Annotated in this window: 13 protein-coding genes, 1 tRNA gene and 7 pseudogenes; 2 read left to right on the top strand and 19 right to left on the bottom strand. The window is 70.6% G+C overall.

Annotated elements, in window-relative coordinates:
* Nucleotides 1-239 precede the first annotated feature (239 nt).
* Nucleotides 240-2957 (bottom strand): DNA polymerase I, encoded by a 2718-nt coding sequence (gene polA / locus H3H54_RS08890; RefSeq protein ID WP_262426303.1) that lies wholly within the window; start codon nt 2955-2957, stop codon nt 240-242.
* A gap of 65 nt (nt 2958-3022) precedes the next feature.
* On the opposite strand from polA, the gene H3H54_RS08885 reads away from it, so the two are divergent.
* The gene (locus H3H54_RS08885; protein ID WP_262426302.1) at nt 3023-3490 is read left to right on the top strand and encodes a PaaI family thioesterase; all 468 of its coding nucleotides are present in this window, start codon (nt 3023-3025) and stop codon (nt 3488-3490) included.
* A gap of 25 nt (nt 3491-3515) precedes the next feature.
* On the opposite strand, the gene H3H54_RS08880 is transcribed toward H3H54_RS08885, so the two are convergent.
* Nucleotides 3516-4721 carry an ABC transporter substrate-binding protein gene (locus tag H3H54_RS08880; protein ID WP_262426301.1) on the bottom strand — a complete coding sequence of 402 codons (1206 nt, stop codon included), beginning with the start codon at nt 4719-4721 and terminating at the stop codon, nt 3516-3518.
* A 212-nt stretch (nt 4722-4933) separates the two neighbouring features.
* On the bottom strand, nt 4934-5584 hold the full coding sequence (locus H3H54_RS08875; protein WP_262426439.1) for an ANTAR domain-containing response regulator: 651 nt from the start codon (nt 5582-5584) through the stop codon (nt 4934-4936).
* A 108-nt stretch (nt 5585-5692) separates the two neighbouring features.
* Here H3H54_RS08875 and H3H54_RS08870 point away from each other — a divergent pair.
* Nucleotides 5693-5778, top strand: a tRNA-Leu gene (locus H3H54_RS08870).
* Between the two features lie 352 nt (nt 5779-6130).
* Here H3H54_RS08870 and pyk read toward each other — a convergent pair.
* The 16 genes and pseudogenes from pyk to mihF all read right to left on the bottom strand — a co-directional run bounded on the left by pyk (nt 6131) and on the right by mihF (nt 25308).
* Entirely contained in the window at nt 6131-7600 is a 1470-nt protein-coding gene (gene pyk / locus H3H54_RS08865) for a pyruvate kinase (protein ID WP_262426300.1), read from the bottom strand.
* A gap of 104 nt (nt 7601-7704) precedes the next feature.
* Nucleotides 7705-9182: pseudogene (locus tag H3H54_RS08860) on the bottom strand (glutamate synthase subunit beta).
* Nucleotides 9175-13749 (bottom strand): annotated as a pseudogene (gene gltB / locus H3H54_RS08855) (glutamate synthase large subunit). Before gltB ends, H3H54_RS08860 begins: the two co-directional pseudogenes overlap by 8 nt.
* Nucleotides 13750-13864: 115 nt before the next feature.
* Nucleotides 13865-14794 (bottom strand): prolipoprotein diacylglyceryl transferase, encoded by a 930-nt coding sequence (lgt, locus tag H3H54_RS08850; RefSeq protein WP_262426299.1) that lies wholly within the window; start codon nt 14792-14794, stop codon nt 13865-13867.
* A 30-nt stretch (nt 14795-14824) separates the two neighbouring features.
* The gene (trpA, locus tag H3H54_RS08845) at nt 14825-15652 is read right to left on the bottom strand and encodes a tryptophan synthase subunit alpha (protein WP_262426298.1); all 828 of its coding nucleotides are present in this window, start codon (nt 15650-15652) and stop codon (nt 14825-14827) included.
* Nucleotides 15649-16980, bottom strand: a pseudogene (gene trpB / locus H3H54_RS08840) (tryptophan synthase subunit beta). The gene trpA and the pseudogene trpB overlap by 4 nt, the downstream one beginning before the upstream one ends.
* The gene (gene trpC, locus H3H54_RS08835; protein ID WP_262426297.1) at nt 16977-17810 is read right to left on the bottom strand and encodes an indole-3-glycerol phosphate synthase TrpC; all 834 of its coding nucleotides are present in this window, start codon (nt 17808-17810) and stop codon (nt 16977-16979) included. Before trpC ends, trpB begins: the two are co-directional and overlap by 4 nt.
* A gap of 67 nt (nt 17811-17877) precedes the next feature.
* Nucleotides 17878-18309 (bottom strand): DUF2752 domain-containing protein, encoded by a 432-nt coding sequence (locus H3H54_RS08830; RefSeq protein WP_262426296.1) that lies wholly within the window; start codon nt 18307-18309, stop codon nt 17878-17880.
* A gap of 32 nt (nt 18310-18341) precedes the next feature.
* A complete protein-coding gene (locus H3H54_RS08825) occupies nt 18342-19442 on the bottom strand; it encodes a Trp biosynthesis-associated membrane protein (protein WP_262426295.1) in 1101 nt (366 codons plus the stop codon).
* Nucleotides 19439-21043 (bottom strand): annotated as a pseudogene (locus H3H54_RS08820) (anthranilate synthase component I). The gene H3H54_RS08825 and the pseudogene H3H54_RS08820 overlap by 4 nt, the downstream one beginning before the upstream one ends.
* Nucleotides 21040-21441: a phosphoribosyl-AMP cyclohydrolase gene (hisI, locus tag H3H54_RS08815; protein ID WP_262426294.1), complete on the bottom strand. Its 402-nt coding sequence runs from the start codon at nt 21439-21441 to the stop codon at nt 21040-21042. The pseudogene H3H54_RS08820 and the gene hisI overlap by 4 nt, the downstream one beginning before the upstream one ends.
* Nucleotides 21438-22645 (bottom strand): annotated as a pseudogene (gene metK / locus H3H54_RS08810) (methionine adenosyltransferase). Before metK ends, hisI begins: the two are co-directional and overlap by 4 nt.
* Nucleotides 22646-22650: 5 nt before the next feature.
* Nucleotides 22651-23915: pseudogene (coaBC, locus tag H3H54_RS08805) on the bottom strand (bifunctional phosphopantothenoylcysteine decarboxylase/phosphopantothenate--cysteine ligase CoaBC).
* A gap of 25 nt (nt 23916-23940) precedes the next feature.
* A pseudogene (gene rpoZ / locus H3H54_RS08800) lies at nt 23941-24302 on the bottom strand (DNA-directed RNA polymerase subunit omega).
* An 83-nt stretch (nt 24303-24385) separates the two neighbouring features.
* Nucleotides 24386-24985 carry a guanylate kinase gene (gmk, locus tag H3H54_RS08795; RefSeq protein ID WP_262426293.1) on the bottom strand — a complete coding sequence of 200 codons (600 nt, stop codon included), beginning with the start codon at nt 24983-24985 and terminating at the stop codon, nt 24386-24388.
* The gene (mihF, locus tag H3H54_RS08790) at nt 24982-25308 is read right to left on the bottom strand and encodes an integration host factor, actinobacterial type (RefSeq protein WP_262426292.1); all 327 of its coding nucleotides are present in this window, start codon (nt 25306-25308) and stop codon (nt 24982-24984) included. The genes gmk and mihF overlap by 4 nt, the downstream gene beginning before the upstream one ends.
* Nucleotides 25309-25320 lie beyond the last annotated feature (12 nt).

Genomic DNA, 25320 nt, shown 5'->3' with positions numbered 1-25320 from the left:
GGACTCCGTCGGGACAGGGAATGAGTAGGGTCGATGGACCTGCAGGCACTCCGGAGAGGGCCAGTCGATGCTCGGGCCGCTGCCGACGTGGGGACCACGACGGTGATGGCTCGCGCAGAGACCTTCAAAAGCCTAACAGCCCGGCCGAGGTTCCGCGAGAGCGGGGAGCCCTGCGGAGCGATCCGGCGATGTGAGATCCGTCCTGGTCCTCCGGCCGTCGGTTCCTGCGGCGGGGTGCGTCAGTGCGCGGCCTCGCGCCAGGTGCGACCGATCCCGATCCCGACCTCGAGCGGCACCGAGAGCTCGTAGGCCGAGTCCATGCCGTCCTCGACGATCTCGCGGACCTGGTCCAGCTCGCCGGGAGCCACCTCGATCACGAGCTCGTCATGCACCTGGAGCAGCATCCGAGAGGTCAGCTGCGCTTCCCGCATGCGCCGCTCGACAGCCAGCATCGCGAGCTTGATGATGTCCGCCGCGCTGCCCTGGATCGGCGAGTTCAGGGCCACCCGCTCTGCGTTCTCCCGACGCTGACGGTTGTCGGAGGTGAGATCGGGCAGGTAGCGGCGGCGGCCGAGGATCGTCTCGGTGTATCCGGTGGTGCGAGCGGTCTCCACGCTCTCGCGCAGGTAGTCGCGCACGCCGCCGAAGCGTTCGAAGTAGCCGTCGCGCAGAGCGGTCGCCTCGGCGCGCGAGATGCGCAGCTGACGGGAGAGGCCGAAGGCGGAGAGGCCGTACGCGAGGCCGTAGCTGACCGCTTTCGTCTTCGATCGCATCGCCGGGTCGACCGCGTCGGGGCTCACCCCGAAGACCCTGGAGGCGACGAAGTTGTGCAGGTCCTCTCCGGAGTTGAACGCCTCGATCAGGCCCTCGTCCTCGGACAGGTGCGCCATGATGCGCATCTCGATCTGCGAGTAGTCCGCGGTCAGCAGGGTCTCGAAGCCCTCGCCGGCGACGAAGACGTCCCGGATGCGCTGCCCCTCGGCCGTGCGGACGGGGATGTTCTGGAGGTTCGGCTCCGTCGAGGCGAGGCGCCCCGTGGCCGCAGCCGTCTGCTGGAAGGTCGTGTGCACGCGCGAACCGCTGTCCACGACCTTGTCCAGGCCCACCAGGTACCCGGTCAGCTTGCTCATCTCGCGGAAGCGCAGCAACCAGGACAGGAAGCGGTGACCTGCGGACTCCGGGTCGAGCGCCTCCGAGAGGTCGGTGAGGGACTCGGCATCCGTCGAGTGGCCCGAGGAGATCTTGCGCGTGGTGGGCAGGGCGAGAGTCTCGAACAGCACCACCTGGAGCTGCTTCGGCGAGGAGAGGTTGACCTCCTCCCCCACGATCTCTCCGGCCTCGCGCTTGGCCTGTGCGACGAAGCCCTCGAACTCGTCACGCAGCGTGGCCACGGCCCCGCCGTCGAGCGCGATCCCGCGCTCGTGCATCGTCTCCAGGATCTCCTGCAGGGGCCGCTCGATGTCCTCGAGGATGGTCCGGGCCCAGGCGGCCTCCTCGAGACGCGAGGTGAGCTCAGCGGCGGCCGGGTGCAGCGCCGCGGCGGCACCGGCGAGGCGGGCACCCGCCCGGGCGACGTGCTCGGCGCGAGCCTCGGGCGTCTCCTTCTTCAATGTCGACGGGGCGGGCTTACGGGGGCGAGGCTCGAAGCTCGCCCCGGCCAGATCGGCGCCCAGGGACTCGGCGTCATAGCTGCGGGCACCGGGGCGCAGCACGAAGGACTCGAGCGCGAGGTCCCGCATCCGTGCACTGGGGTGGTACCCGTTCTCCGCGAGCCAGGAACGGACCGCCGGCGCATCGGCGACGCGGATCTCGGCGGCTCCTTCGAGAGCGGCCGCCAGAGCGGAGGATCCTTCGGAGTCAAGCTCGGTCAGCTGGATCGCGCCACGGGCCGTGACCGTGGCCAGGCCCAGCAGCGCACCGCCGCGCACATCCTCGACCACATCGAGGGCCAGGACGTCGCCATCAGCCCCCAGCAGCTCCTGCAGAGTGCCCGCATCAGCGATCGCGAGCACCTCGGAGGCCTGCTGCTCCTCCTCAGCGGCCGCCACGGCGACTGTCTCGCCCAGCAGCGCCGCCGGCAGATCACGCCGGATGGTGTCCCCGAACGCGAGGTCGTCGAACACCTCGAGGACCCGTGCACGGTCCCCGCCGCCGAGCGCGTAGTGGTCCAGGCCCCGGGGCACGTCCAGGGTGGTGAAGGCGGCGTTCATCAGCCGGTTGCGCTCGACCGCCTCGAGGTGATCGCGCAGGGACTGTCCCGCCTTGCCCTTGATCTCGCCGGCATGGGCGATCACTCCGGGCAGGTCGCCGTACTGGACGATCCACTTCGCGGCGGTCTTCGGGCCGACGCCCGGCACCCCGGGGAGGTTGTCCGCCGCCTCGCCCACCAGCGCGGCGAGATCGGGGTAGCGCTCCGGGGTGACGCCGTACTTCTCCTCGACGGCGGCAGGGGTCATGCGCCGCATCTCGGTCACGCCCTTGATCGGCTGCAGCAGGGTGACCTTCTCCCCCACCAGCTGGATCGCGTCACGGTCGCTCGAGACGATCAGCGCTTCATCGCCTGCCTCCTCGGCCCGGGTGGCGAGGGTGGCGATGATGTCATCGGCCTCGTAGTCCTCGTAGGTCAGCCACCGCACGCCGAGCGCGTCCAGCACCTGCATGATCAGGGCGATCTGGCCGTGGAAGGCGGGCGGGGTCTCGTCGCGGCCGCCCTTGTACTGGTCGTAGATGCGGTCGCGGAAGGTGCCGCCGGGGAGATCGAAGGCGACTGCGATGTGGGTCGGCTTCTCCGAGGCGACCACGTTGATGATCATGCGGGTGAAGCCGTAGACCGCATTGGTGGCTTGGCCCCTGCCGTCGCTGAACCCGTCGGCGGGCAGCGCGAAGAAGGCCCGGAAGGCCATCGCGTGCCCATCGATGAGGAGGATGCGCTGGTCGTCGGTTTCACTCGCATTCATGGGGAGCAGTCTCCCATGTCGTACCGACGCCTGCTCACCTCCTCCAGCTGTGGCACCCTCGTGCCATGACCGCACGCCGCACCGCCTCCGAGACCGCCGCCGTTCCTCCGCCGATCAGCGAGGAGCTGCGAGCGCATTTCGCGCCGCTCCTGCGCGGCACCCTGATGGAGCGCTGCGGGATCGAGCTGCTGACGCTGGATGCGCGCGGCGGCACCGCGAGCATGCCGGTGGAGGGCAACGTGCAGCCGGCCGGGCTCCTGCACGGCGGAGCCACGATCGCGCTGGCCGAGACCATCGCCTCCTTCGCGGCGATAGTGCAGGCTCGCGAGGTCCACGGTGAAGGGGCGCAGGCTGTGGGCACCTCGGTCTCCGCTCTGCACCACCGTTCAGCGCGGGAGGGGTCGGTCACCGCGACCTGCAGCGCCCGTCACCTAGGGCGTCAGATGGCGAGCTATCTCGTGGATGTCCATGATGAGGCGGGCACGCTGCTGAGCACCGTGACGGTCGCGACCCAGCTGCTGCCGCCGCGCTGACCCGCGCAGCGGCCAGGACCGCTCACTACGCGGCTTCGAAGCCTGTCGGGTTGCCGAGCTCCATCACGTTCGCGTCCGACCAGGTGTATTCGCGCATCTGCCCGGTGCGGGCATCGGAGTGCGGTCCCAGCTCGAGCGGGCCCATCCGGCCGGTGTATGCCACCGTGGCGCGACCCCCGGCCTCGAGCGCCGTCTTCATCACCCGGCGGCATTCCTCGTAGTCCGTGCAGTCCTCGGAGCCGGTGAGGACCGCGGGGAGCCCCGCCGCGAGCGCCGTCCCTTCGACGGATAGGGCGTGCTGCGCCGCGAGGCAGAGCATCGTGAACGCGTCGTACCCATGCTGCGAGTAGGCGTATCCGGTGCGCAGGAACTCCGTGCTGCGGTTGAGCATCATGTTCTCGTGCGGGACCGTGAGCGCGTCCCCGGGCTCGAATCCGGTCGCCGAGGCCAGGCAGCCGGGGACGAGATCCTCCGCCACCGGTTCCTGCGAATAGTCGATCGTCGCCGCAGGCGCGAGCCGCTTCGGGAACTCGACCTCCGGACGCTGTCCGCCGTCGAGGGTCGCCGAATGCAGCGCCGACAGGAACGGTGCCGCTTCCTCGCCGCCGTTGAAGACCAGCAGCGCCGGAGGATCGGCGAGCACCTTCTTCACCCGGGCGCCGATGTCCCCGAAGTCCCCCACGGCATAGAACTGCTCCGAGACGATGCTCCCGCCCTGTGGATGGAGCACCTGCTGCAGCTCGTAGAGCAGGCTCCTTCCCTGGAGGGTGTCCTCGGAGAGGTACGCCACAGTCCCGGTCGGGCCTGCCTTGTCCGAGGTGCTGCCCAGGGAGACCTCGGCGTACTGCGCTGCGATGGTCGCGTCGTTCGGGCAGAGGCGCACCAGGAGGTTCGCCGTCTGCACCTCGGTGGTGCGCAGATCTCGCCCGGAGGTGAAGACGTCGATCACCGCCATCCCGGCTTCGACCAGCGCCGGCATCGCCGCGATCAGCGATTCCTCATCGATCGAGGTGATCACACAGGTGACACCGGAGCCGGCCATCTCCTGGATGACGGTCGTCAGGTCCTCGCCCGGCTCCTGCATGACGTAGCGCTCGGCGAGCTCCACCTCATGGCCGAACAGGCCGTCCCAGCGAGCGTTCACGTCGAGCCGGGCGCAGGCGATCGCGACCTCGATCGCCTTCTCGAACTTGGCCATCCGGCCGTAGTTCGCCCCGATCTGCCCGATCACCAGGGGGACATCGGGCTCCGAGAGGGCCTCGGCCGTGGGTGCGGTGGTCGTCGGTCGGCGTCGACCCCGGCTAGGCATGCCGCTCTCTCCGCAGGCGGTCAGCGCACCCGCACCGAGGACTCCTGCTCCGAGTCCTCGCACGAGAGTGCGTCGTGAGATCGCCATCGCTCAACCGCCCCTTCTCGCCCCGGCACGCCCCCGTTCCGGTGGACTCAGTCCTTGCTCTGGCCGCCCAGCTGATCGATGACTGCGTCGGCGACCTCGCGCATCGTCAGACGACGGTCCATCGACGTCTTCTGGATCCAGCGGAACGCCTCCGGCTCGGAGAGGCCCATGTTCGTCTGCAGCAGCCCCTTGGCGCGGTCCACGCGCTTGCGGGTCTCGAACCGCTCCCCCAGGTCAGCGATCTCGGACTCGAGCTGGGTGATCTGCTGGAAACGAGAGATCGCGATCTCGATCGCCGGCAGCAGGTCCGCGGGGGTGAAGGGCTTGACCACGTAGGCCATCGCACCGGCGTCGCGGGCACGCTCGACGAGCTCCGCCTGCGAGAACGCGGTCAGCATGACCACGGGGGCAAGGCTCTCCTCGCCGATCCGCTCCGCGGCGGTGACGCCATCGACCTGCGGCATCTTGACGTCCATCACCACGATGTCGGGACGCAGCTCGCGAGCCTTCGCGACGGCGCTCTCCCCGTCGCCCACAGCCGCGACCACCTCGTAGCCGGCCTCGGTGAGGGTTTCGACGATGTCCATGCGGATGAGGCTCTCGTCCTCAGCCACCACGGCCGTGCGGCGTCGAGCGCCGTCGTCGGCCAGGGTCTCGTCCTGGGCGTCGTCGGGAAGGGAAGTCGTTTCGTCAGTCATGTCGCCCTGTGTCTCGAAGTGGGCCTGCGCGGAGGTGGCCAGCACCCACGCGGTCAAGGCCGGTGGTCATCAGCGGTATCCTAATCCAGCCCTCCCCTGTGGGGGCCAGCCGGGTTGGCGGAATGGTAGACGCGGCGCACTCAAAATGCGCTGTCCGTGAGGGCGTGCGGGTTCGAGTCCCGCACCCGGCACCACAGTTATATGGTTATGGCCTGCAATGATGCGCCGACGATGCCGCCAGTCGGCCGGTTTCGGGTGCGAAATGCACAGATCCTGACATGCACCGCAGCCCCGTGGCCGCATGGAGATTATCCGAGGTCACAGAGGTCAGCGGTGACTCACCACACCGCATGGCCGCCTCATGCGAATGCCTCGGCCCGAGAACGCCGACCCCACGGAGCACGGCCCTCTTCGGCTGGGCTTCCGCGCCTGCGTGCTGTGCGTCGAAAGAACGGCGCCCGACGGCCAGATGGCCGCGGGCGCCGCTCTCGTCACAGCAGGCGGATCAGCTCTACGGGCGTGGCCGATCCCCTGCCTTCTGGTGTGTCAGCCCTGCGGGCCGGCGGCGATGCGGTCCGCCTCGATGCGTGCCGACTCGGTGCCGTCGAGGTCGCCGATGCGGTGAACGCGCAGGGTGTTGGTCGAGCCGTGCACGCCGGGAGGCGAACCGGCCGCGACAACGACGAGGTCGTTCTTCTGCAGGCCCTTCTGCTCGCGCAGGAGCTCGTCGACCTCGCCCACCATCGCGTCGGAATCCTTCTGCATGGGCACCAGGTGCGCCTCGACGCCCCAGGTGAGGGACAGCTGGCGGGCGACCTCCGGGTACGGGGTCATCGCCAGCAGGGGGATCGTCGGGCGCAGCCGGGACAGACGGCGGGCCGTGTCACCGGACTCGGTGAAGGTCACCAGATACTGCGCAGAGAGCTGATCGCCGATCTCCGCGGCCGCGCGGGTGATCGCACCTCCGCGGGTGTGCGGGATGGTTCCCAACGGGAGGATGCGGTCCGCGCCGTTCTCCTCCGTGTTGGTGATGATGCGGGCCATCGTGCGCACGGCCTCGAAGGGGTACTTGCCCACGCTGGTCTCGCCCGAGAGCATGACCGCGTCGGCACCGTCGAGGATCGCGTTGGCGCAGTCCGACGCCTCAGCGCGGGTGGGACGCGGGCTCTCGATCATCGACTCGAGCACCTGGGTGGCGACGATCACGGGCTTGGCGTTGCGGCGGGCGAGCTCGATCGCGCGCTTCTGCACCAGCGGGACCTGCTCGAGCGGCATCTCGACACCGAGGTCGCCGCGGGCGACCATGATGCCGTCGAAGGCGCCGACGATCGAGCGCAGTGCCCGAACCGCCTGCGGCTTCTCGATCTTCGCGATCACGGGGACCCGGCGGCCCTCCTCCTGCATGATCCGCAGGACGTCGTCCATGTCATGCGCGTCGCGCACGAAGGACAGGGCGACGAGATCCGCACCGAGGCCGAGACCGAAGCGGAGATCCGCCACGTCCTTCTCGCTCATGGCGGGGACGGACACGGCGACACCGGGCAGGTTGATGCCCTTGTTGTTGGACACCGGTCCGGGGACCTCGACGACGGTGATGACCTCGGTCTCGGTGACCTCGGTGACGCGCACCGAGACCTTGCCGTCATCGATCAGCAGGACGTCGCCGGGGCGGCAGTCGCCCGGCAGGCCCTTGAACGTGGTCGAGACCCGCTCCCGGGTGCCGTCGATCTCGTCGGTGGTGATGGTGAGGCTGTCACCCACCTCGAGCTTGTGCGGGCCGTCGGTGAACTTGCCGAGGCGGATCTTGGGACCCTGCAGGTCGACCAGCACGGCGACGTTCTTGCCGAGGTCCTCCGCGGCACGACGGATGTTCGCGTACACCTTCGCGTGATCATCGTGCGTGCCATGGCTGAAGTTCATCCGGGCGACATTCATCCCGGCTTCGATCAGCGTCCGGACCTGCTCGTAGGAATCGGTCGCCGGCCCGAGTGTGCAGACGATCTTCGCTTTGCGCATGTCAACCCATCTGTAGTTCGTGTGTAGGGCCGCGGCCCTCTCAGCGGGCCCGCGCGCGTGCGCTGCCCGAGGGCCGCAGCATCGCGTGTTCGGACCCTAGTCTTTCATACTGTGACAGGCTTCTCGCCGGGACGCACAGGCCGTGGCAGGGACGTCACCCCCATCAGGTGCTCATCCACCGACGCCGCGCACGAGCGACCCTCCGCGATCGCCCACACGATGAGGCTCTGACCGCGAGCGCAGTCGCCCGCGGTGAACACCCCGTCCACGGTCGTCGCCCAGTCAGCATCGTGCACGATGTTGCCGCGTGAGGTGATGTCCACTCCGAGCGAGGTGAGCAGCCCCTCCTCACGGGCGCCGGTGAAACCCATCGCGATCAGCACGAGCGTGGCGGGCAGCACCGTCGCGGTGTCGGGGGTGGGCATTCGCGCACCGTCGAGGAAGCGGGTGCGTGCGACCTCGAGCCCGCTGACCGCTCCTCGGCGTCGACCTCGAATCCGGTGGTCGAGGCGAGATAGGAACGGTCTCCGCCCTCCTCATGTGCGGTGGACACCTCGAAGAGGATCGGGTGGGTGGGCCAGGGCTGGCGCTCGTCCCGCGCGAGGGGCGGCTGGGTGCCGATCGCGAGGGTCGTCACCGAGCGGGCGCCCTGGCGCAGGGCAGTGCCCAGGCAGTCGGCACCGGTGTCGCCGCCGCCGATGATCACGACGTCCTTGCCCTCGGCCGAGAGCGGATCCTCGATCCAGTCCCCCTCCACCAGACGGTTGGCCTGGGTGAGGTACTCCATCGCCGGGTGGATGCCGGTGGCCTCGCGGCCGGGGACGGCGAGCTCGCGCGGGGCGCTCGCGCCGGTGGCGAGCACGACCGCGTCGAAGCGGGAGCGCAGCTCCTCGACGCTCAACGCCCCCTCCCCGGTGCCGCCCACGTCGATTCCGGCGCGGAAGCGGGTGCCCTCGGCGCGCATCTGCTGGAGGCGTCTGTCCACGAAGCGCTTCTCGAGCTTGAACTCGGGGATGCCGTAGCGCATGAGGCCGCCGAGGCGGTCGTCGCGTTCGAGCACCACCACGGAGTGGCCGGCACGGGTGAGCTGCTGCGCGGCGGCCAGGCCCGCGGGGCCCGAGCCGACGACGGCGACCGAGCGGCCGGTCTGGCGGGTGGGCTCGACCGGGTCGAGCCAGCCCTCCTCGAAGGCCCGCTCGACGATCGAGAGCTCGATGTTCTTGATCGTCACCGGTGGCTGGTTGATGCCCAGGACGCAGCTGGACTCGCACGGCGCCGGGCAGGCGCGGCCGGTGAACTCCGGGAAGTTGTTGGTGGCGTGCAGGCGTTCGCTCGCCTCCCGCCAGTCCTCCCGGTAGACCAGGTCGTTCCACTCGGGGATCAGGTTGCCCAGCGGGCAGCCCTGGTGGCAGAAGGGGATGCCGCAGTTCATGCAGCGTCCGGCCTGGCGGGAGACGACGTCGAGCGTGCCCTGCTCACGGGCCTCGTACACCTCGCGCCAGTCCATCAGTCGCAGCGGCACGGGCCGGCGGGCCGGCAGCTCGCGGTCGCGGTAGCGCAGGAATCCGCGGGGATCAGCCATGGGTGGCCTCCAAGATCTCGTTCCAGACATCGTTCGCATCGGGGTCGTTGCCCCGGGCCACCGCGCCCTCCCGGAGCGCGGTGATGGTGAGGAAGGCGCGCGGCGCGATCTCGGTGAGCCGTCCGCACAGCTCCTCCTCGTCCGCGAGCAGCGCGACCGCCCGGTCGGAGCCGGTGCGGGCGGCGTGATCGCGCACTGCCTCGAGCACGAACTCGCGGTGCTCGTCCTTGACGGGGCTGAGCTCGAAGCCGGCGGCGTCGGCCGGATTCAGGCGGCTGGGGTCCAGGTCCAGCACGAACAGCGTGCCGCCGCTCATGCCGGCGCCGAGGTTGCGACCGGTCGGGCCGAGCACGAGCACCGCGCCGCCGGTCATGTACTCGGCGCCGTGATCGCCGATGCCCTCGACGACCAGGGTGGCCCCGGAGTTCCTCACACCGAACCGCTCGCCCGCGGACCCTGCCAGCAGCAGGCGACCGCTGGTCGCGCCGTAGGCACAGGTGTTGCCCGCGATCGGGGCGGAGGTCAGCGACGGGGCGGTGCCCGCGCCGTGCCCGACCGCGATGATGCCGCCTGAGAGGCCCTTGCCGACGTAGTCGTTGGCGTCGCCCGTGAGGTGCATGCTGATGCCCCGCGGGAGGAAGGCGCCGAAGGACTGCCCGCCCGTGCCCTCGAGGTCCAGCACGATCGCGTCGTCCTCGAGGCCGTCGCCGCCGGTGCGGCGCGTGACCTCGTGGCCGAGCAGGGTGCCCGCGCTGCGCTGCACGTTGCGCAGGGTATCCCGCAGGTGCACCGACTCCGCCGCGCCGCTGAGCACCGCGTCGGCCTGCGCGATCCAGGGATGGTCGGGGGCACGGTCCAGGTGGTGGTCCTGGCCGCGCCGGCGACGGGGGAAGTCTCCCTCATGGACGGTCGGCGCGGCGAGGATCGCCGCGAGGTCCAGACCCTCCCGCTTCGCGGCGCCGAGCGCGGTGCCGGCATGGCCATCCTCGGCCAGGGCGAGCAGGTCGCTGCGACCGATCGCCTCGTCGAGGGCGCAGCCCAAGCGCCGCGAGGTGCTCGCGCACCTGCTCGGCGATGAAGCGGAAGAAGGTCACCACGTGCTCGGCCTTCCCCGTGAAGCGAGCGCGCAGCTCGGGGTTCTGGGTGGCGACGCCCACGGGACAGGTGTCCAAGTGGCACACGCGCATCATCACGCAGCCGGAGACGACCAGTGGGGCGGAGGCGAAGCCGTACTCCTCGGCGCCCAGCAGTGCGGCGATCACGACGTCGCGCCCGGTCTTCAGCTGCCCGTCGACCTGCACCGTGATCCGGTCCCGCAGGCCGTTCAGCAGCAGGGTCTGCTGCGTCTCCGCCAGGCCCAGCTCCCATGGGGTGCCTGCGTGCTTGAGGGAGTTCAGCGGGCTCGCGCCGGTGCCGCCGTCATGGCCGGAGATCAGCACGACATCCGCATGCGCTTTGGAGACGCCCGAGGCGACGGTGCCCACGCCGAAGCGGGAGACCAGCTTGACGTGCACGCGCGCTGCGGGGTTCGCGGACTTCGCGTCGTGGATCAGCTGGGCCAGGTCCTCGATCGAGTAGATGTCATGGTGCGGCGGCGGGGAGATGAGCCCGATGCCGGGAGTGGAGTGCCGGGTGCGGGCGATCCACGGGTACACCTTCTCCGGCGGCAGCTGACCGCCCTCGCCGGGCTTTGCGCCCTGAGCGATCTTGATCTGGATGTCCTTGGCGAAGGTGAGGTACTCGCTGGTGACGCCGAATCGGCCGGAGGCGATCTGCTTGATCGCGCTGCGGCGCTCCGGGTCACGCAGGCGCTCGGGGTCCTCGCCGCCCTCACCGCTGTTGGACATGCCGCCGAGCTGGTTCATCGCGATCGCGAGCGTCTCATGGGCCTCCTGGGAGATCGAGCCGTAGCTCATCGCGCCGGTCATGAAGCGACGGGTGATCGCGTCGATCCCCTCCACCTCCGTCAGCGGCACCGGGTCCAGGGCCCCGGTGCGCAGGCGCAGCAGGCCGCGGATCGTCATCAGGCGCTCGTGCTGGTCATCGACCTCGTCGGTGTAGCGGCGGAACTCCTCGTACTGGCGCGTCCGGGTGGAGTGCTGGAGGCGGAATACCGCCTCGGGGGTGAACAGGTGCGGCTCACCCTCGCGGCGCCACTGGTACTCGCCGCCCACGGGGAGGCTGCGGTGCGCGGGGCGCTGGCCGTCCACCGGGTAGGCGAGTGCGTGGCGGGCCGCGTTCTCCTTCGCGATCACGTCCAGAGTGATGCCGCCGATCCGGCTGATGGTGCCGGGGAACCACTCCTCCACGAGGTCCTGGGCGAGACCGACGGTCTCGAAGATCTGCGCGCCGCGATACGAGGCGACGGTCGCGATGCCCATCTTGGACATGATCTTCAGGACGCCCTTGCCGAGCGCCCTGTTGAGGTTCGCGACCGCCTTCGCGGGGGTCACGTCGCTGATCACGCCGCGCTCGACGAGCTCCTCGACGCTCTCCATCGCGAGATAGGGGTTGATCGCGCTCGCGCCGTAGCCGATCAGCAGCGCCGCGTGGTGGACCTCGCGCACGTCGCCCGCCTCGACCAGCAGCGCCGCAGAGGTGCGCCGCCCGGTGCGCACCAGGTGGTGCTGCACCGCGCTGGTCAGCAGGAGGGACGGGATCGGGGCGAGGGCCTGATTCGCGTCACGATCCGAGAGCACCAGGAAGGTGGCGCCCTCGTCGATCGCGCGCCCCGCCTCCTCGCAGATCTCGTGCAGGCGCAGCTCGAGCGCCGCAGTGCCGCCGCCCACGGGGTACAGGCCCCGCAGGCGCACCGTGTGGAAGTCGGCGGTGGCCGGGTTCGCGTCGATCGCGATGATCTTCGCGAGCTCGTCGTTGTCGAGGATCGGGAAGTCCAGCGACAGCTGGCGGGCGTGCTGCGGGGTGGCGTCCAGCAGGTTGCGCGAGCGACCGAGCGCCACGGCCAGCGAGGTCACGATCTCCTCGCGCAGGGAGTCCAGGGGCGGGTTCGTCACCTGCGCGAACATCTGCGTGAAGTAGTCGAACAGCAGACGCGGACGTTCCGAGAGCACCGCGATGGGGGTGTCTGTACCCATCGCCCCGAGCGGCTCGGCGCCCATGGACGCCATTGGTGCGAGCAGGATGCGCAGCTCCTCCTCGGTGTAGCCGAAGGTCTGCTGTCGCCGCACGACGGAGGCGCGGGAGTGGGTGATGTGCTCGCGCTCGGGCAGCTCGGAGAGGGCCACCTTCTGCTCTCGCACCCAGGTGCGGTAGGGGTGCGCGGTGGCGACGGCGCGGGTGATCTCCTCGCTGGGGACGATCTCGCCCCGCTCGAGGTCGAGCAGGAAGATCTCCCCGGCGCGACGCGGCCGGTGCGCACCACGCCGCTGCGCGGCAGGTCCACCAGGCCCGTCTCCGAGCCGAGCACCACCAGGTCGTCCTCCATCACCCAGTAGCGCAGGGGTCGCAGCCCATTGCGGTCCAGGCGCGCACCCACCCGGGTGCCGTCGGTGAAGACGACCGCGGCCGGGCCGTCCCACGGCTCCTGGAGCGCTGCATGGAACTCGTAGAACGCCCGCAGGTCCGGGTCCATCGAGCGGTCGTTCTCCCACGGCTCGGGGATCAGCATCATGAGCGAGTGGACGAGGGAGCGGCCGCTGAGGTGGAGCAGCTCGAGCGCCTCGTCGAGGCTCGCCGAGTCCGAGGCGCCGGGGGTGTTCACCGGCAGCAGGCGGGCGAAGTCCTCCCCGAATACGTCGGTGGACATCGTCCCCTCGGCCGCGCGCAGGCGGTTGCGGTTGCCGATCACGGTGTTGATCTCGCCGTTGTGCGCGAGAGTCCGGAAGGGTTGGGCGAGCGGCCAGGCCGGGAAGGTGTTCGTGGAGAACCTCGAGTGCACGACCGCGATCCGGGTGGCCAGGCGCGGATCGCGAAGGTCCGGGTAGAACTCGTCGAGCTGGAACGGCGTGAGCATGCCCTTGTAGACCATCACCCGAGTGGAGAGCGAGGGGAAGTACCCGGCGGTGGCGTGCTCGACCTGGCGGCGCACCGCGAAGGCCGCGCGCTCGAGGTCCAGCCCGCTGCGCACACCGGCTTCGTCGGCGAGGAAGACCTGCACCATGTCCGGTCGCACGGCCTCCGCCGAGGGGCCGACGAGCCCGTCGGTGGTGGGAACCTCGCGGGTCCCCAGGAGGCGCAGCCCCTCCTCCTCGGCGATGCGCTCGAGCGCCTCGAGCACCTCGGCTCGGCCGGCCTCGTCGCGGGGCACGAAGGCGGTGCCTGCGGCGTAGGAGCCGGCGGGCGGGAGGTCGAGGCCGCTGACCTCGCGCAGGAAGGCGTCGGGCAGCTGGAGGATGATGCCGGTGCCATCGCCGGTGTTCTCCTCGGCGCCGACCGCGCCGCGGTGGTCGAGGTTCCGCAGCGCCGTGAGCGCGTGCTCGACGATGTGGTGTCCGGGCTCGCGGAGGGTGGCGATCATCGCCACGCCGCACGAGTCGACCTCGGAGTCGGGGTGGTAGAGGCCCTGCGGGCCGGGGAGGGACGAGAAACGGGAGGTGAGCGGGAGCATGACGCAGAGAGCCCTTCCGGTGGGCGGCCAGTGACGGGTTCGTCGTATTCGACGAGCACCCGGTGCCGGGGCTCGCCACCCGTCCTAGCGATCTGCGTCGCTCGGGGTGCGGTGCCTACGGTCCGGGTGAGGGATCCGTGGCAGGGGAAGGAGGCGTGCCGGACTTCTCGGTCTCGTCCTCGTCGGGCCCGTTGCCCGCGGTCTGCGCAGCAAGCTCGAAGGAGCCGTCGGCAGCGACGACCTCTCCCCCGCGCTGCTGCTTGCGGATCGTGAGCAGAACGAACACCAGGACGCCGACGAGCGCCATGACGAGGGCGACCAGAGTATGGATGCGCATCGACCCGATCATCAGCACCGGCTCGCTGCGGATCGCATCGATCCAGGCGCGACCAGTCGAATAGATCGCCACATAGGCCCAGAACACACGACCGCCGGCCCACTGGAAGCGGCGGCTGAGCAGTAGCAGCACGGCCAGGCCGGCGAGGAGCCACAGCTGCTCATACAGGAAGGTGGGGTGGTAGGTGCCGGGCACGCAGCCGCCGATGGTCTGCCCGTTGGTCACGCAGGTGACGTCCCAGGCCCACCAGGTGTCCAGCGGCGGCCCGTAGAGCTCCTGGTTGAACCAGTTCCCGGTGCGTCCCAGCGCCTGGGCGATCATCAGGGTGGGACCGATGGTGTCCGCCAGCGCGGTGAAGGAGACGCCCTTGATCCGCGCCATGATCCATACCGCGATCGCGCCCCCGGCCACTCCGCCGTAGATCGCGAGGCCGCCCTGCCAGATGTACAGCACCGCGAGCGGGTCCCCGTCCGGGCCGAAGAAGGGCTCGGGCGAGGTGAGCACGTGCCAGATCCTGGAACCGACGATCCCTGCGACGACCGCCGCGAAGACGATGTCGAACAGGGTGTCGCCGTCACCGCCGCGCTTCTCCCAGCGCTTGGTGGCCCACCACATCGCCACTGCGATCCCGGCGAGGATGCACAGCGCGTAGAAGTGGATCGTCAGCGGCCCCAGGGACAGCGCGGAGATCGGCGAGCTGGGAATCATCGCAGCGTCTCCTGTTCTCGGGTCATCGGCTCAGGCGCGAGCGCGCTCGACGCCGGCACGGAGGTCATCGGCCACTGCTGCCAGAGCAGTGCGGGCGGCACGGTCATCACCCTGGTTCTCGAGCAGCGCGCGCACGAAGGCGGAGCCGACGATCACTCCATCAGCGTACGCCCCGACCTCCGAGGCCTGTTCACCGTTCGAGACGCCGAGCCCCACGCAGACATTCTTTGCACCTGCGGCGCGCGTTCGCTCCACCAGGCCCTCGGTGGCCGCGGAGACGCTCGCCCGGGTTCCGGTGACGCCCATGGTGCTCGCCGCGTAGACGAAGCCCCGCGTGTGGGAGACGACATGCTCGAGCCGGTCGCGCGGGGAGCTCGGTGCGACCAGGAAGATGCGGTCCACCTCGTGCTCCTCACTCGCCGCGATCCAGTCCGCGCCCTCATCGGGGATGAGATCCGGGGTGATCACGCCGGCGCCGCCGGCGGCCGCGAGATCGCGGGCGAAGGAGTTGGGCCCGTAGGCGAGGATCGGGTTCCAGTAGCTCATCACCAGGATCGCGGCGCCGCGGCCGGACAGGGCCTCGACGGCCTGGAGCACATGCCGGGTGCGGGTGCCTCCGAGCAGTGCGGCCTTGGCGGCCTCCTGGATCACGGCACCGTCCATGACAGGGTCCGAGTACGGCAGTCCGAGCTCGATCATGTCGGCGCCGTGGTCGATGAGGATCCGTGCGGCCTCGATCGAGCGCTCCAGATCCGGGAACCCGGCGGGGAGGTAGCCGATGAGCGCGGACCGATTCTCCGCCCGGGCACGCTCCAGGGCGTCGTCGGCGCGCAGCCGGTGGGTGTCGGCGATGGTCATCGGGACTCCTCTGCCTGATCGGTGGTGGTCGCGCGGGCAGCATCCCGCAGCGCGGTCAGATCGGCGCGGGCGGGTTCGTCGCCCACCAGGCCGAACCACTTCGAGGCGGTGTCGACGTCCTTGTCCCCGCGGCCGGAGAGGCTCACCAGGATCACGGCGTCCTCGCCGAGCTCACGGCCCAGCTGGAGGGCGCCGGCCAGGGCATGGGCGGACTCGATCGCGGGCATGATCCCCTCGGTCATGGACAGCAGAGCGAAGGCCTCCATCGCGGGGGCGTCGTCGACGACCCGGTACTCGGCGCGGCCGATATCCGCCAGCCAGGCGTGCTCGGGGCCGACGCTGGGGTAGTCCAGGCCCGCGGAGATGGAGTGGGACTCGATGGTCTGCCCGTCCTCGTCCTGCATCACGAAGCTACGGGCGCCGTGGAGCACGCCGGCGGAGCCCCGTTGAGGGTCGCAGAATGGCGGCCGGAGGAGATCCCATCTCCGCCGGCCTCGCAGCCGATCAGCCGCACCAGCGGGTCGGTGTCGTCGAGGAAGGCGTGGAAGATCCCCATGGCGTTGGATCCGCCGCCCACGCAGGCGACGACCGCATCCGGCAGGCGGCCCACCCGCTCGAGCGTCTGGGCGCGGGCCTCTTCGCCGATGATGCGGTGGAAGTCGCGCACCATCGCCGGGAAGGGGTGGGGTCCGGCGACGGTGCCCAGCAGGTAGTGCGTGGTCTCGACGTTCGCGACCCAGTCGCGGAACGCCTCGTTGATCGCGTCCTTGAGGGTCCGAGAGCCCTGCTCGACGGCGATCACGTCGGCGCCGAGCAGCCGCATGCGGGCGACGTTCAGCGCCTGGCGCTCGGTGTCCTCCCCGCCCATGTAGATCGTGCAGTCCAGTCCGAACAGCGCGGCGGCGGTCGCGGTCGCGACGCCGTGCTGGCCGGCGCCGGTCTCTGCGATCACGCGCGTCTTGCCCATGCGCTTGGTCAGCAGCGCCTGGCCGAGGACGTTGTTGATCTTGTGGCTGCCGGTGTGGTTCAGATCCTCCCGCTTGAGCAGGATGCGGGCGCCTCCGGCGAGCTGCGAGAAGCGCGGGGCCTCGGACAGCAGGGACGGTCGCCCGGTGTATTCGGCGGCGAGTCGGCGGCAGCTCTACGGTGAACTCCGGATCGATGATCGCCTTCTCGTACACCTCGGTGAGCTCGTCGAGTGCGGGCACGAGGGCCTCGGGCAGGAAGCGCCCGCCGAAGTCACCGAAGTAGGGGCCCGCCTCTGAGCGCAGCTCGGAGGTCGGCCGGGTCAGATCTGGCAGGACGGGTTCGTGCTCGGGGCTGCTCATGCCTGAGCTCCTTCCGTGACGGGTCGGCCGCGGCGGGCGACCTGGCGGTACGAGGCTGCTTCGGCGGCGGGGTCGCCGGAGGTGACCAGCGCTTCGCCCACCAGCACGGCGTCGGCGCCGGCGGCGGCGTACTCCTCGACGTCGGCGCGCGTGACCACGGCGGATTCCCCGATCGCGAGCGGGCCTGCGGGGATCCGGCGCAGCAGATCGGTGGCACGCCCGAGATCGACGGTGAGGTCCTTCAGATTGCGGGCGTTGACGCCGATGATGTCCGCCTCGAGGGCGAGCGCGCGTTCGAGCTCGTCCTCGGTGTGGGTCTCCACCAGCGCCTGCATGCCGAGTTCGGTGGTGAGGTCGTGGAGGTCGCGCAGCTGGGCGTCATCGAGGGCGGCGACGATCAGCAGCACGAGGTCGGCGCCGTGCGCGCGTGCCTCGAGCACCTGGTACGGCTCGACCACGAAGTCCTTGCGCAGCACGGGGATGTCGACCCGAGCCCGCACCGCGTCGAGGTCGGCGAGGGTGCCGCGGAACCGGCGCTGCTCGGTGAGCACGCTGATCGCGGATGCGCCGGCGCTCGCGTAGGTCGCGGCGAGCTCGGCGGGCTCGGGGATCTCGGCCAGCGCGCCCTTGGAGGGGCTGGAGCGCTTGACCTCGGAGATCAGGCCCATCGTGGTGCCGTCACCGACGAGGCTGGCCCGTGCGTCCAGGGCAGGTGCCGCGGCACGGGCGCGCCGCTCGATCTCGGCGTCGGGCACCGCGGCGCGGCGCGGCGCGAGATCTTCACGCACTCCGACGATGATCTCGTCGAGGACGGTTCCGGTGGTGGTCACGCATGCCTCCTGCAGCAGGTCGGAGCGGGGGCGGCACGACGGGCCGCCGGGAGCGTCGGGGCGGTGCTCAGCCGCCGACGTAGGAGATCGGGGCGAGGAACCAGAAGGCCGGCAGGTTCCTCAGCACGGCGTACAGCGCCGCGAAGCCGACCAGGACCAGCAGCACGGTGCGGGAGGGCATCAGGTCCGTGCGCAGGCCTCGGGCACGGCGCGCGGCCCATGTCACGAGCCCGATCCCGACCAGCGGGATCGCGATGGTGATCAGGGCGTTGTTCCGCAGCGCGAGCAGCACGTCACCTGCCAGCAGCGCATGGACCGAACGGATCGCTCCGCAGCCGGGGCATTCCAGACCCGTGAGGTGGTTGAGCACGCACAGCGGTATGTGGGTGCGGAACGGGTCGAAGACCAGCTGCACCCCGATGGCGACGGCGAGCCCTGCGGCACCGATCGCGAGCGGCAGGAGGGCCCGGTGCGGGCCGCGGCCGGGAGCATCGGGCACGGCTCCGCCGTGCCGCTCCCGCGCCGCCGCTGTCACCTGGCGTCGGCCTCGGCGGGACGGTCGGAACGCGCATTGTGATCGTCGCTGTCTGCGGCGGTCTGTGCGGCGTGGACCATCCCGTAGCCACGGGGCTGGCCGAGTCCTGCCAGCGAGAGCGCCACGCCGACCACGATCGCCAGCGCGATGATCCCCGCACCGATCCAGATCAGGATCTCCATGTCCGACAGGATCATGCCTGCGGCGATGGGGACTGAGCCTGCGACGATGCCGAGGTTCATGGCCCAGGCCGCGATGGTCTTGCCCTCGTTGTGATGAGGGGGCGGCGGCACAGCGTAGGTCTTAGGCATGATCCTTCTCCAGTCAGGGTCCCTGTCGAGGCCATTGTGCCACGTCATCACCGCACCAAGGGCTGAGGTCCGCCGCGTGGCGGCAGCGTCTTCGCGCACCGCGTGAGCAGCATCACCGCGGGGTGCGACGATCTCCCTCGGCAGGCGGCTCGGCGGTGTCTTCGTTGTCGTCTTCGTTGTCTTCGTCATCTTCCGGCAGGCTCGGGTCCTCCCCCGGGTGAGGGCGTCCCATGCCGCCGCAGGGTCTTGCCCGGGATCCGCGGTGGCGACGACCGCGGCGCTGCGATACCGGGTGCCCACCGGCCAGCCCCTGCCGACGACCAGCACCAGCACGCCGATCCCCGCGACCACCAGAGCGGGCACGAGGGTGAGCAGCGGCCAGGCTGTCGGCTCGGCCTGGACTGCGGATCCGAGCACGCCGGTGGCGGACCCGACGGCGGAGCGCGCGGCCTCCTGGGGCGCCTGCACCGCCCCCAGCGCGGCGATCACGGAGCCTGCCCCGGTGGCGATCAGCACCGGCCCGGTGACGAAGCGCAGCCAGTGGGACGAGAGAGCTGTGGCGAGCGAGGCCGCGATCGCGACCAGGGCCAGGGCGAGCACGGCCGGGGCCGCATCGGAGCCGGTCACCGTGACCTGCTGCGCCGTCCCGGCCAGGTCGGGGGCCGTGGCGTTGATCCAGGTGGTGCTGGTGGCGCCAGCCAGCAGCGCAGCTGCCGCGGTCCCCGCGAGCACCGTGGCGCGGCGAGTGGGCCGGGCACGGCGGAGGGCGGGCGTCTCCTCGCTCATGCCGGACGCAGGGTGTCGGCAGCTGCTGCGGCCCGCAGCGCGGCAGCGGCCTTCGACTGGGTCTCGCGGTGCTCCATGGTGGCATCGGAATCGGCGACCACTCCCCGCCGGCCTGGACGTGTGCGGTGCCGTCCTTGATGACGGCGGTGCGGATGGCGATCGCCATGTCCATGTCGCCGGCGAAGTCGATGTAGCCGACCGTGCCCCCGTAGACCCCGCGCCGCACCGGCTCGAGCTGATCGATGATCCGCATCGCCGAGGGCTTCGGCGCACCGGAGAGCGTCCCGGCCGGGAACGTCGCCCGCAGCGCGTCGTAGGCCAGAGCTCCTTCGCGGAGGTGACCGGTCACGTGGAGACGATGTGCTGGATGTGGGAGAACCGCTCGATGTGCATGAAGTCCCGCACCACGACGGTGCCAGGGGCACAGAACTTCTGCAGGTCGTTGCGCGCGAGATCCACGAGCATCAGGTGCTCGGAGCGTTCCTTGGGATCGGCGAGCAGCTCGCTGCCGAGGCGCTCGTCCTCCTCGGGGTCGCTCCGCGGGGCCGCGATCCCGCGATCGGGTGGGTGGTCGCGGTGGTGCCGCGCACCGTCACCAGCGATTCCGGGCTCGCCCCGACCACATCGATCGGCTCGCCGTCGGCGTCGACGGTCCGCAGCAGATACATATAGGGGCTGGGGTTCATCCGCCGCAGCACGCGATAGACGTCCAGCGGGTCCGCCGCGACCGGCAGCGAGAACCTCTGCGAGGGCACGACCTGGAAGATCTCACCGTCGATGATGTCCTGCACGGCGGAGCGGACGGAGCGCTCGTACTCGAGCTGGGAGGTGCGGGCCTTGGGCTCGAGATCCCGTGTCGTGTCGTACACGACCGGTCCGGTGCTCACGGGGGTGCGCAGTCGTTCACGCATCTGCTCCAGCCGTGCCAGGGCGTCGTCGTAGGCCGCGTCGACGCCGTCGGCCGTCGCGTTGAGGTTCAGCGCGTTGGCGACCAGCACGACGGTGGAGTCGTGGGCGTCGTGGACCACGACATCCTGGGCCAGCAGCATCGAGAGGTCCGGCAGACCGATCTCGTCGGGCGGGGAGGCGTCGAGCTTCTCCCAGTGACGCACGGCGTCGTAGGCGACGAAGCCCACCAGCCCACCGGAGAACGGCGGCAGATGGGGCTGTCGCGCCGCCCGGAAGGCGCTGGTGACCTCGCGCAGAGCCTCCACGGGGCTGCCGGAGGTGGGGACTCCGGCGGGGACGTCGCCGCGCCAGTGCGCCTCGCCGTCACGCTCGGTGAGCACGGCGCGGGCGCGGGTGCCGATGATGGAGAAGCGCGAGGCTTCGCCCTCCCCGGCGGATTCGAGCAGGAAGGTCCCGCGGGTCTCGCCGTCCGCGGTGAGCCTGCGGTAGAGGGAGACCGGGGTGTCCTCATCGGCCAGCAGGCGCACGCTGAGCGGCACCACCCGCTGGCGTGCCGCGAGCTCGCGGAACGTCGCACGGTCGGGGACGATCACGCCGAGCGCGTCGCCCTCGCGCCCGCCGACCTGTTCCGGATAGGCCTCGCCGGGGGCAGCGCCCGAGGCGTCGGGGTCGGTCGCGGTGTTCTCGTTCATGCTGTGCGCTCCGTGGGGTCGAGGACGAGGGCGTCGAGGTCGCCGTCGTCGAAGCAGGTGTCGGTGCCGCGGTGGCAGGCTGCGCCGACCTGGTCGACCCGCACCAGCAGGGTGTCGGCATCGCAGTCGAGCGCGACCGAGCGCACCCACTGGACGTGGCCGCTGGTGTCTCCCTTGCGCCAGTACTCTCCGCGGGAGCGGGACCAGTAGGTGGCCCGTCCGCTGGTCAGCGTGCGGTGCAGCGCCTCGTCATCCATCCAGCCCACCATCAGCACCCGGTGGTCGGTGGCGTCCTGCACCACGGCGGTGATCAGGCCGTCGGGGTCCCGCTTCAGGCGGGCGGCGAGCTGCGGGTCCAGATCCGTGTGCGGGGCGCCAGAGCGATCGGGGGTTCTCACAGGGCGCGCCCCAGCTCCTCGGCGCGGTCCGTGCGCTCCCAGGTGAACTCCGGCAGTTCGCGGCCGAAGTGGCCGTGCACGGAGGTGAGTGCGTAGATGGGGCGCAGCAGGTCGAGGGCGTCGATCAGCGCGGCCGGGCGCAGGTCGAAGACTCTGCGCACCGCCGCGGCGATCTGGTGAGAGGGCGCATGGCCGGTGCCGAAGGTCTCGACGTACAGCCCGACGGGCTCGGCGACGCCGATCGCGTACGCCACCTGGACCTCGCAGCGGTCGGCGAGTCCGGCGGCGACGATGTTCTTCGCGATCCACCGCATGGCGTAGGCGCCGGAGCGGTCGACCTTCGAGGGGTCCTTGCCGGAGAATGCGCCGCCGCCGTGGCGGGCCATCCCGCCGTAGGTGTCCACGATGATCTTGCGGCCGGTCAGGCCCGCATCGCCCTTGGGACCGCCGAGCACGAAACGTCCGGAGGGGTTGATGTGGATGGTGACGTCCGAGGTGTCCAGGCCCGCATTCTCGAGGTCCTCGAGGACCGGCGCGATGACGACCTTCGAGATCGCCGGTGCCAGCTGGCTGAGGAGGTCGACCTCCTCGCTGTGCTGGGTCGAGACGACGATCGCGTCGACGCTGCGGGCCACGCCGTCCTCGTCGTAGCCGATCGAGACCTGGGTCTTCCCGTCGGGACGCAGGTACGGAAGCACCCCGTCGCGGCGGGCCGAGGAGAGGTTCCGGGTCAGGCGGTGCGCGGCGTGGATCGGCAGCGGCATCAGCTCGGGGTGTCCCGGCAGGCGTAGCCGAACATCAGGCCCTGGTCCCCGGCGCCGAGCCGCGCGAAGGCCTCGGCCGCGACGTCGCCCCGGGTCTCCAGGGAGTTGTCCACGCCCTGGGCGATGTCCGGCGACTGTGCGCCGATCGAGACCTGGACGCCGCAGGAGTCGGCGTCGAAGCCCTTCTCCGAGGAGTCGTACCCGATCTCCCGGATGACGTCGCGCACGATCGTCGCGACGTCGCTGTACCCGGAGGTGCGGACCTCGCCGGCGACATGCACGAGCCCGGTGGTCACCAGGGTCTCGACCGCGACGCGGGCATCGCGATCCTGGGCAAGCAGATCATCGAGGATCGCGTCGGAGATCTGGTCGCAGATCTTGTCGGGGTGCCCTTCGGTGACCGATTCGGACGTGAAGGTGCGCAGCTCGCTGGAGGTCATGGGGATCAGGATACTTCCGGGAGGAGCGCGATGAGCTCATCGAGCACGGCGTGAGCGACAGCGGTCTTGCTGCCCTCCGCACTGGCCACTTCCTCCCCCTCGCGGTCGAGGACGCGCACGGAGTTGTCCGCCGCACCGAACACTCCTGCGCTGATGTCGTTGAAGACCAGCAGGTCGGCTCCCTTGCGGCGGGCCTTGGCCCGTGCGAGGTCGATGGCGGAGGCGCCCTCTCCCCGGTCTCCGCGGCGAAGCCGACGATCGCGGGCCGTGCGGCATCTGCGCGGTCGAGCACACTGTGACGCAGGATGTCCTCGGTGCGTCGCAGCGCGATGGCCGGCACGGAGTCGTCGTCGCCGTCGTCCTTCTTGATCTTGGAGCCCGCACGCTCGGCGGCGGTGAAGTCCGCGACGGCCGCCGCCATCACCAGGGCGTCCACCTGGCCTCGCTGCTCAGCCACGAGAGAGGCGAGCTCTGCGGCGCTGCCCACATCGGAGCGCTCGGCGCCGGGCGGGGTCTCGAGCTCGACATTCGCCGCGGCCAGGCGCACTCGCGCACCCCGCACGAGCGCGGCGTGCGCGAGGGCCCAGCCCTGCTTGCCCGAGGAGTGGTTGGCCAAGAAGCGCACCGGGTCGAGATCCTCACGGGTGCCGCCCGCGGTGATCAGCAGCTCGCGGCCCAGGAGGTCGCGCCGGATCGCTCCGTGCTCGCCCCGGGGCGCGGAGATCGCGGCGCGGGCCGCGTCCAGAAGGGCAGCCGGCTCGGGCAGCCGGCCGGGGCCGGAGTCCGGGCCGGTGAGGCGCCCGACGGCCGGTTCGAGCACGGTGATGCCGCGCCGGCGCAGCACGTCCACGTTCTCGCGGACGGAGGCGTGCTCCCACATCTCGGTGTGCATCGCGGGAGCGACCACGATCGGGGCGCGGGCCACCAGCAGAGAGGCGCTGAGGAGGTCGTCGGCGCGGCCGATGCGCATCCGTGCCAGCAGGTCCGCAGTGGCGGGGGCGATCACCACCAGATCGGCCTCCTGGCCGAAGCGCACGTGCGCGACCTCGTCGACATCCTCGAAGACGGACGTGAGGACCGGGTGGTGACTGAGTGCCTCCCAGGTCGCGGCGCCGACGAACTCGAGCGAAGCGGTCGTGGGCACGACGCGGACATCTGCCCCTTCACCGACAAGACCGCGCACCAGGTGCGCGGTCTTGTATGCGGCGATCCCTCCGCCGATGCCGACCAGGACGCGGGCCCCCTCGAAGGAGCGCGGCAGGCTCTGCATTCAGATCATCCGGCGTGAGCCGGGATCAGAGCGGGAAATCGGTCGACGGGATCTCGGGAGCGTCGTCGCCGAGGAGCAGCGGGGCCGGAGCGTTCGGATCCGGCTCGTTCTGCGCGGCGTACTCCTCCTCGTCGATCTCGCGGACGGTCAGGAGACCCTCGTCGATCTCGCGGAGCGCGATCGAGAGCGACTTCTCCTGGTTGTCGACATCCACCAGCGGGCCGACGAACTCGAGCAGTCCTTCGGAGAGCTGCGAGTAGTACGCGTTGATCTGGCGTGCGCGCTGGGAGGAGTAGAGCACCAGGGCGTACTTGGAATCGACGGTCTCGAGGAGACGGTCGATCGGGGGTTCGTGATGCCTTCGGGCTGAGCGACTGTTCCGGCCACGGATGTCCCTTCATGAGTTTCGGCGTGCGACGCTTCAGGATACGCCCTTCTCCTGTGCGGGGAGAGGGCGGGAGCGTGCAAGGTCAGGTGAGGTCGCGCACGCCGAGCAGGCGGGCGAGCTCGTCCGCGGCGCGATCCACGGTGTCGTTGACGATGGTGACGTCGAACTCGCTCTCTGCGGCGAGCTCGATCTTCGCGGTCGCCAGGCGGCGCTCGCGCTCCTCGGCGTCCTCGGTGCCGCGGCCCACGAGCCGGTCCACCAGGGTGTCCCAGTCCGGCGGGGCGAGGAACACGAAGCGCGCCTCGGGCATCGATTCACGGACCTGGCGCGCGCCGGCCAGATCGATCTCGAGCAGCACCGGTCGCCCCTCGGCGACCTTCGCCTCGACGGGGCCGCGCGGCGTGCCGTACTTGTTACGGCCGTGGACCACGGCCCACTCGAGCATCTGCCCGTTATCGATCAGCGAGGAGAACTCAGGCTCGCTCACGAAGCTGTAGTGGACTCCATCGATCTCGCCGGGACGCGGGGCCCGGGTGGTGGCGGAGACGGAGAGCCAGATCTGCGGATAGCGGGCGCGGATCGCTGCGGAGACGGTGCCCTTGCCGACCGCGGTCGGGCCGGCGAGCACAGTCACCGGGGCCGGCGCCCTGTCGGCGTCGGCCCCGGTGAGGTGATCAGTCACTCGGAGAAGTGGGCGACGAGCTTCTGCGCCTGATGGGAGCCCAGGCCGCGGATCTTGCGAGACGGGGAGATGCCGATCTCCTCCATGATCTGCTGGGCCTTGACCTTGCCGACACCCGGGAGGGCCTCCAGCAGCGCGGAGACTCGCAGGCGACCGACGACCTCGTTGGTCTCGGCCTCCGTGAGGACCTTCTGGATCTCTTCGCCGCGGTGACCGGCGCTGTCCTTGAGCCGCGCCTTGATGGCCGCGCGCTCGCGACGAGCCTCGGCGGCCTTCTTCAGGGCGTCGGCCCGCTGCTCAGGGGTGAGGGGAGGGAGAGCCACTGTTCTTACCTC

The organism is Brachybacterium sp. Z12 (assembly GCF_014400405.1).
GTDB lineage: Bacteria > Actinomycetota > Actinomycetes > Actinomycetales > Dermabacteraceae > Brachybacterium.
The sequence above is the reverse complement of the archived record's forward strand: the minus strand, read 5'-3'. Positions and strand labels throughout refer to the sequence as shown.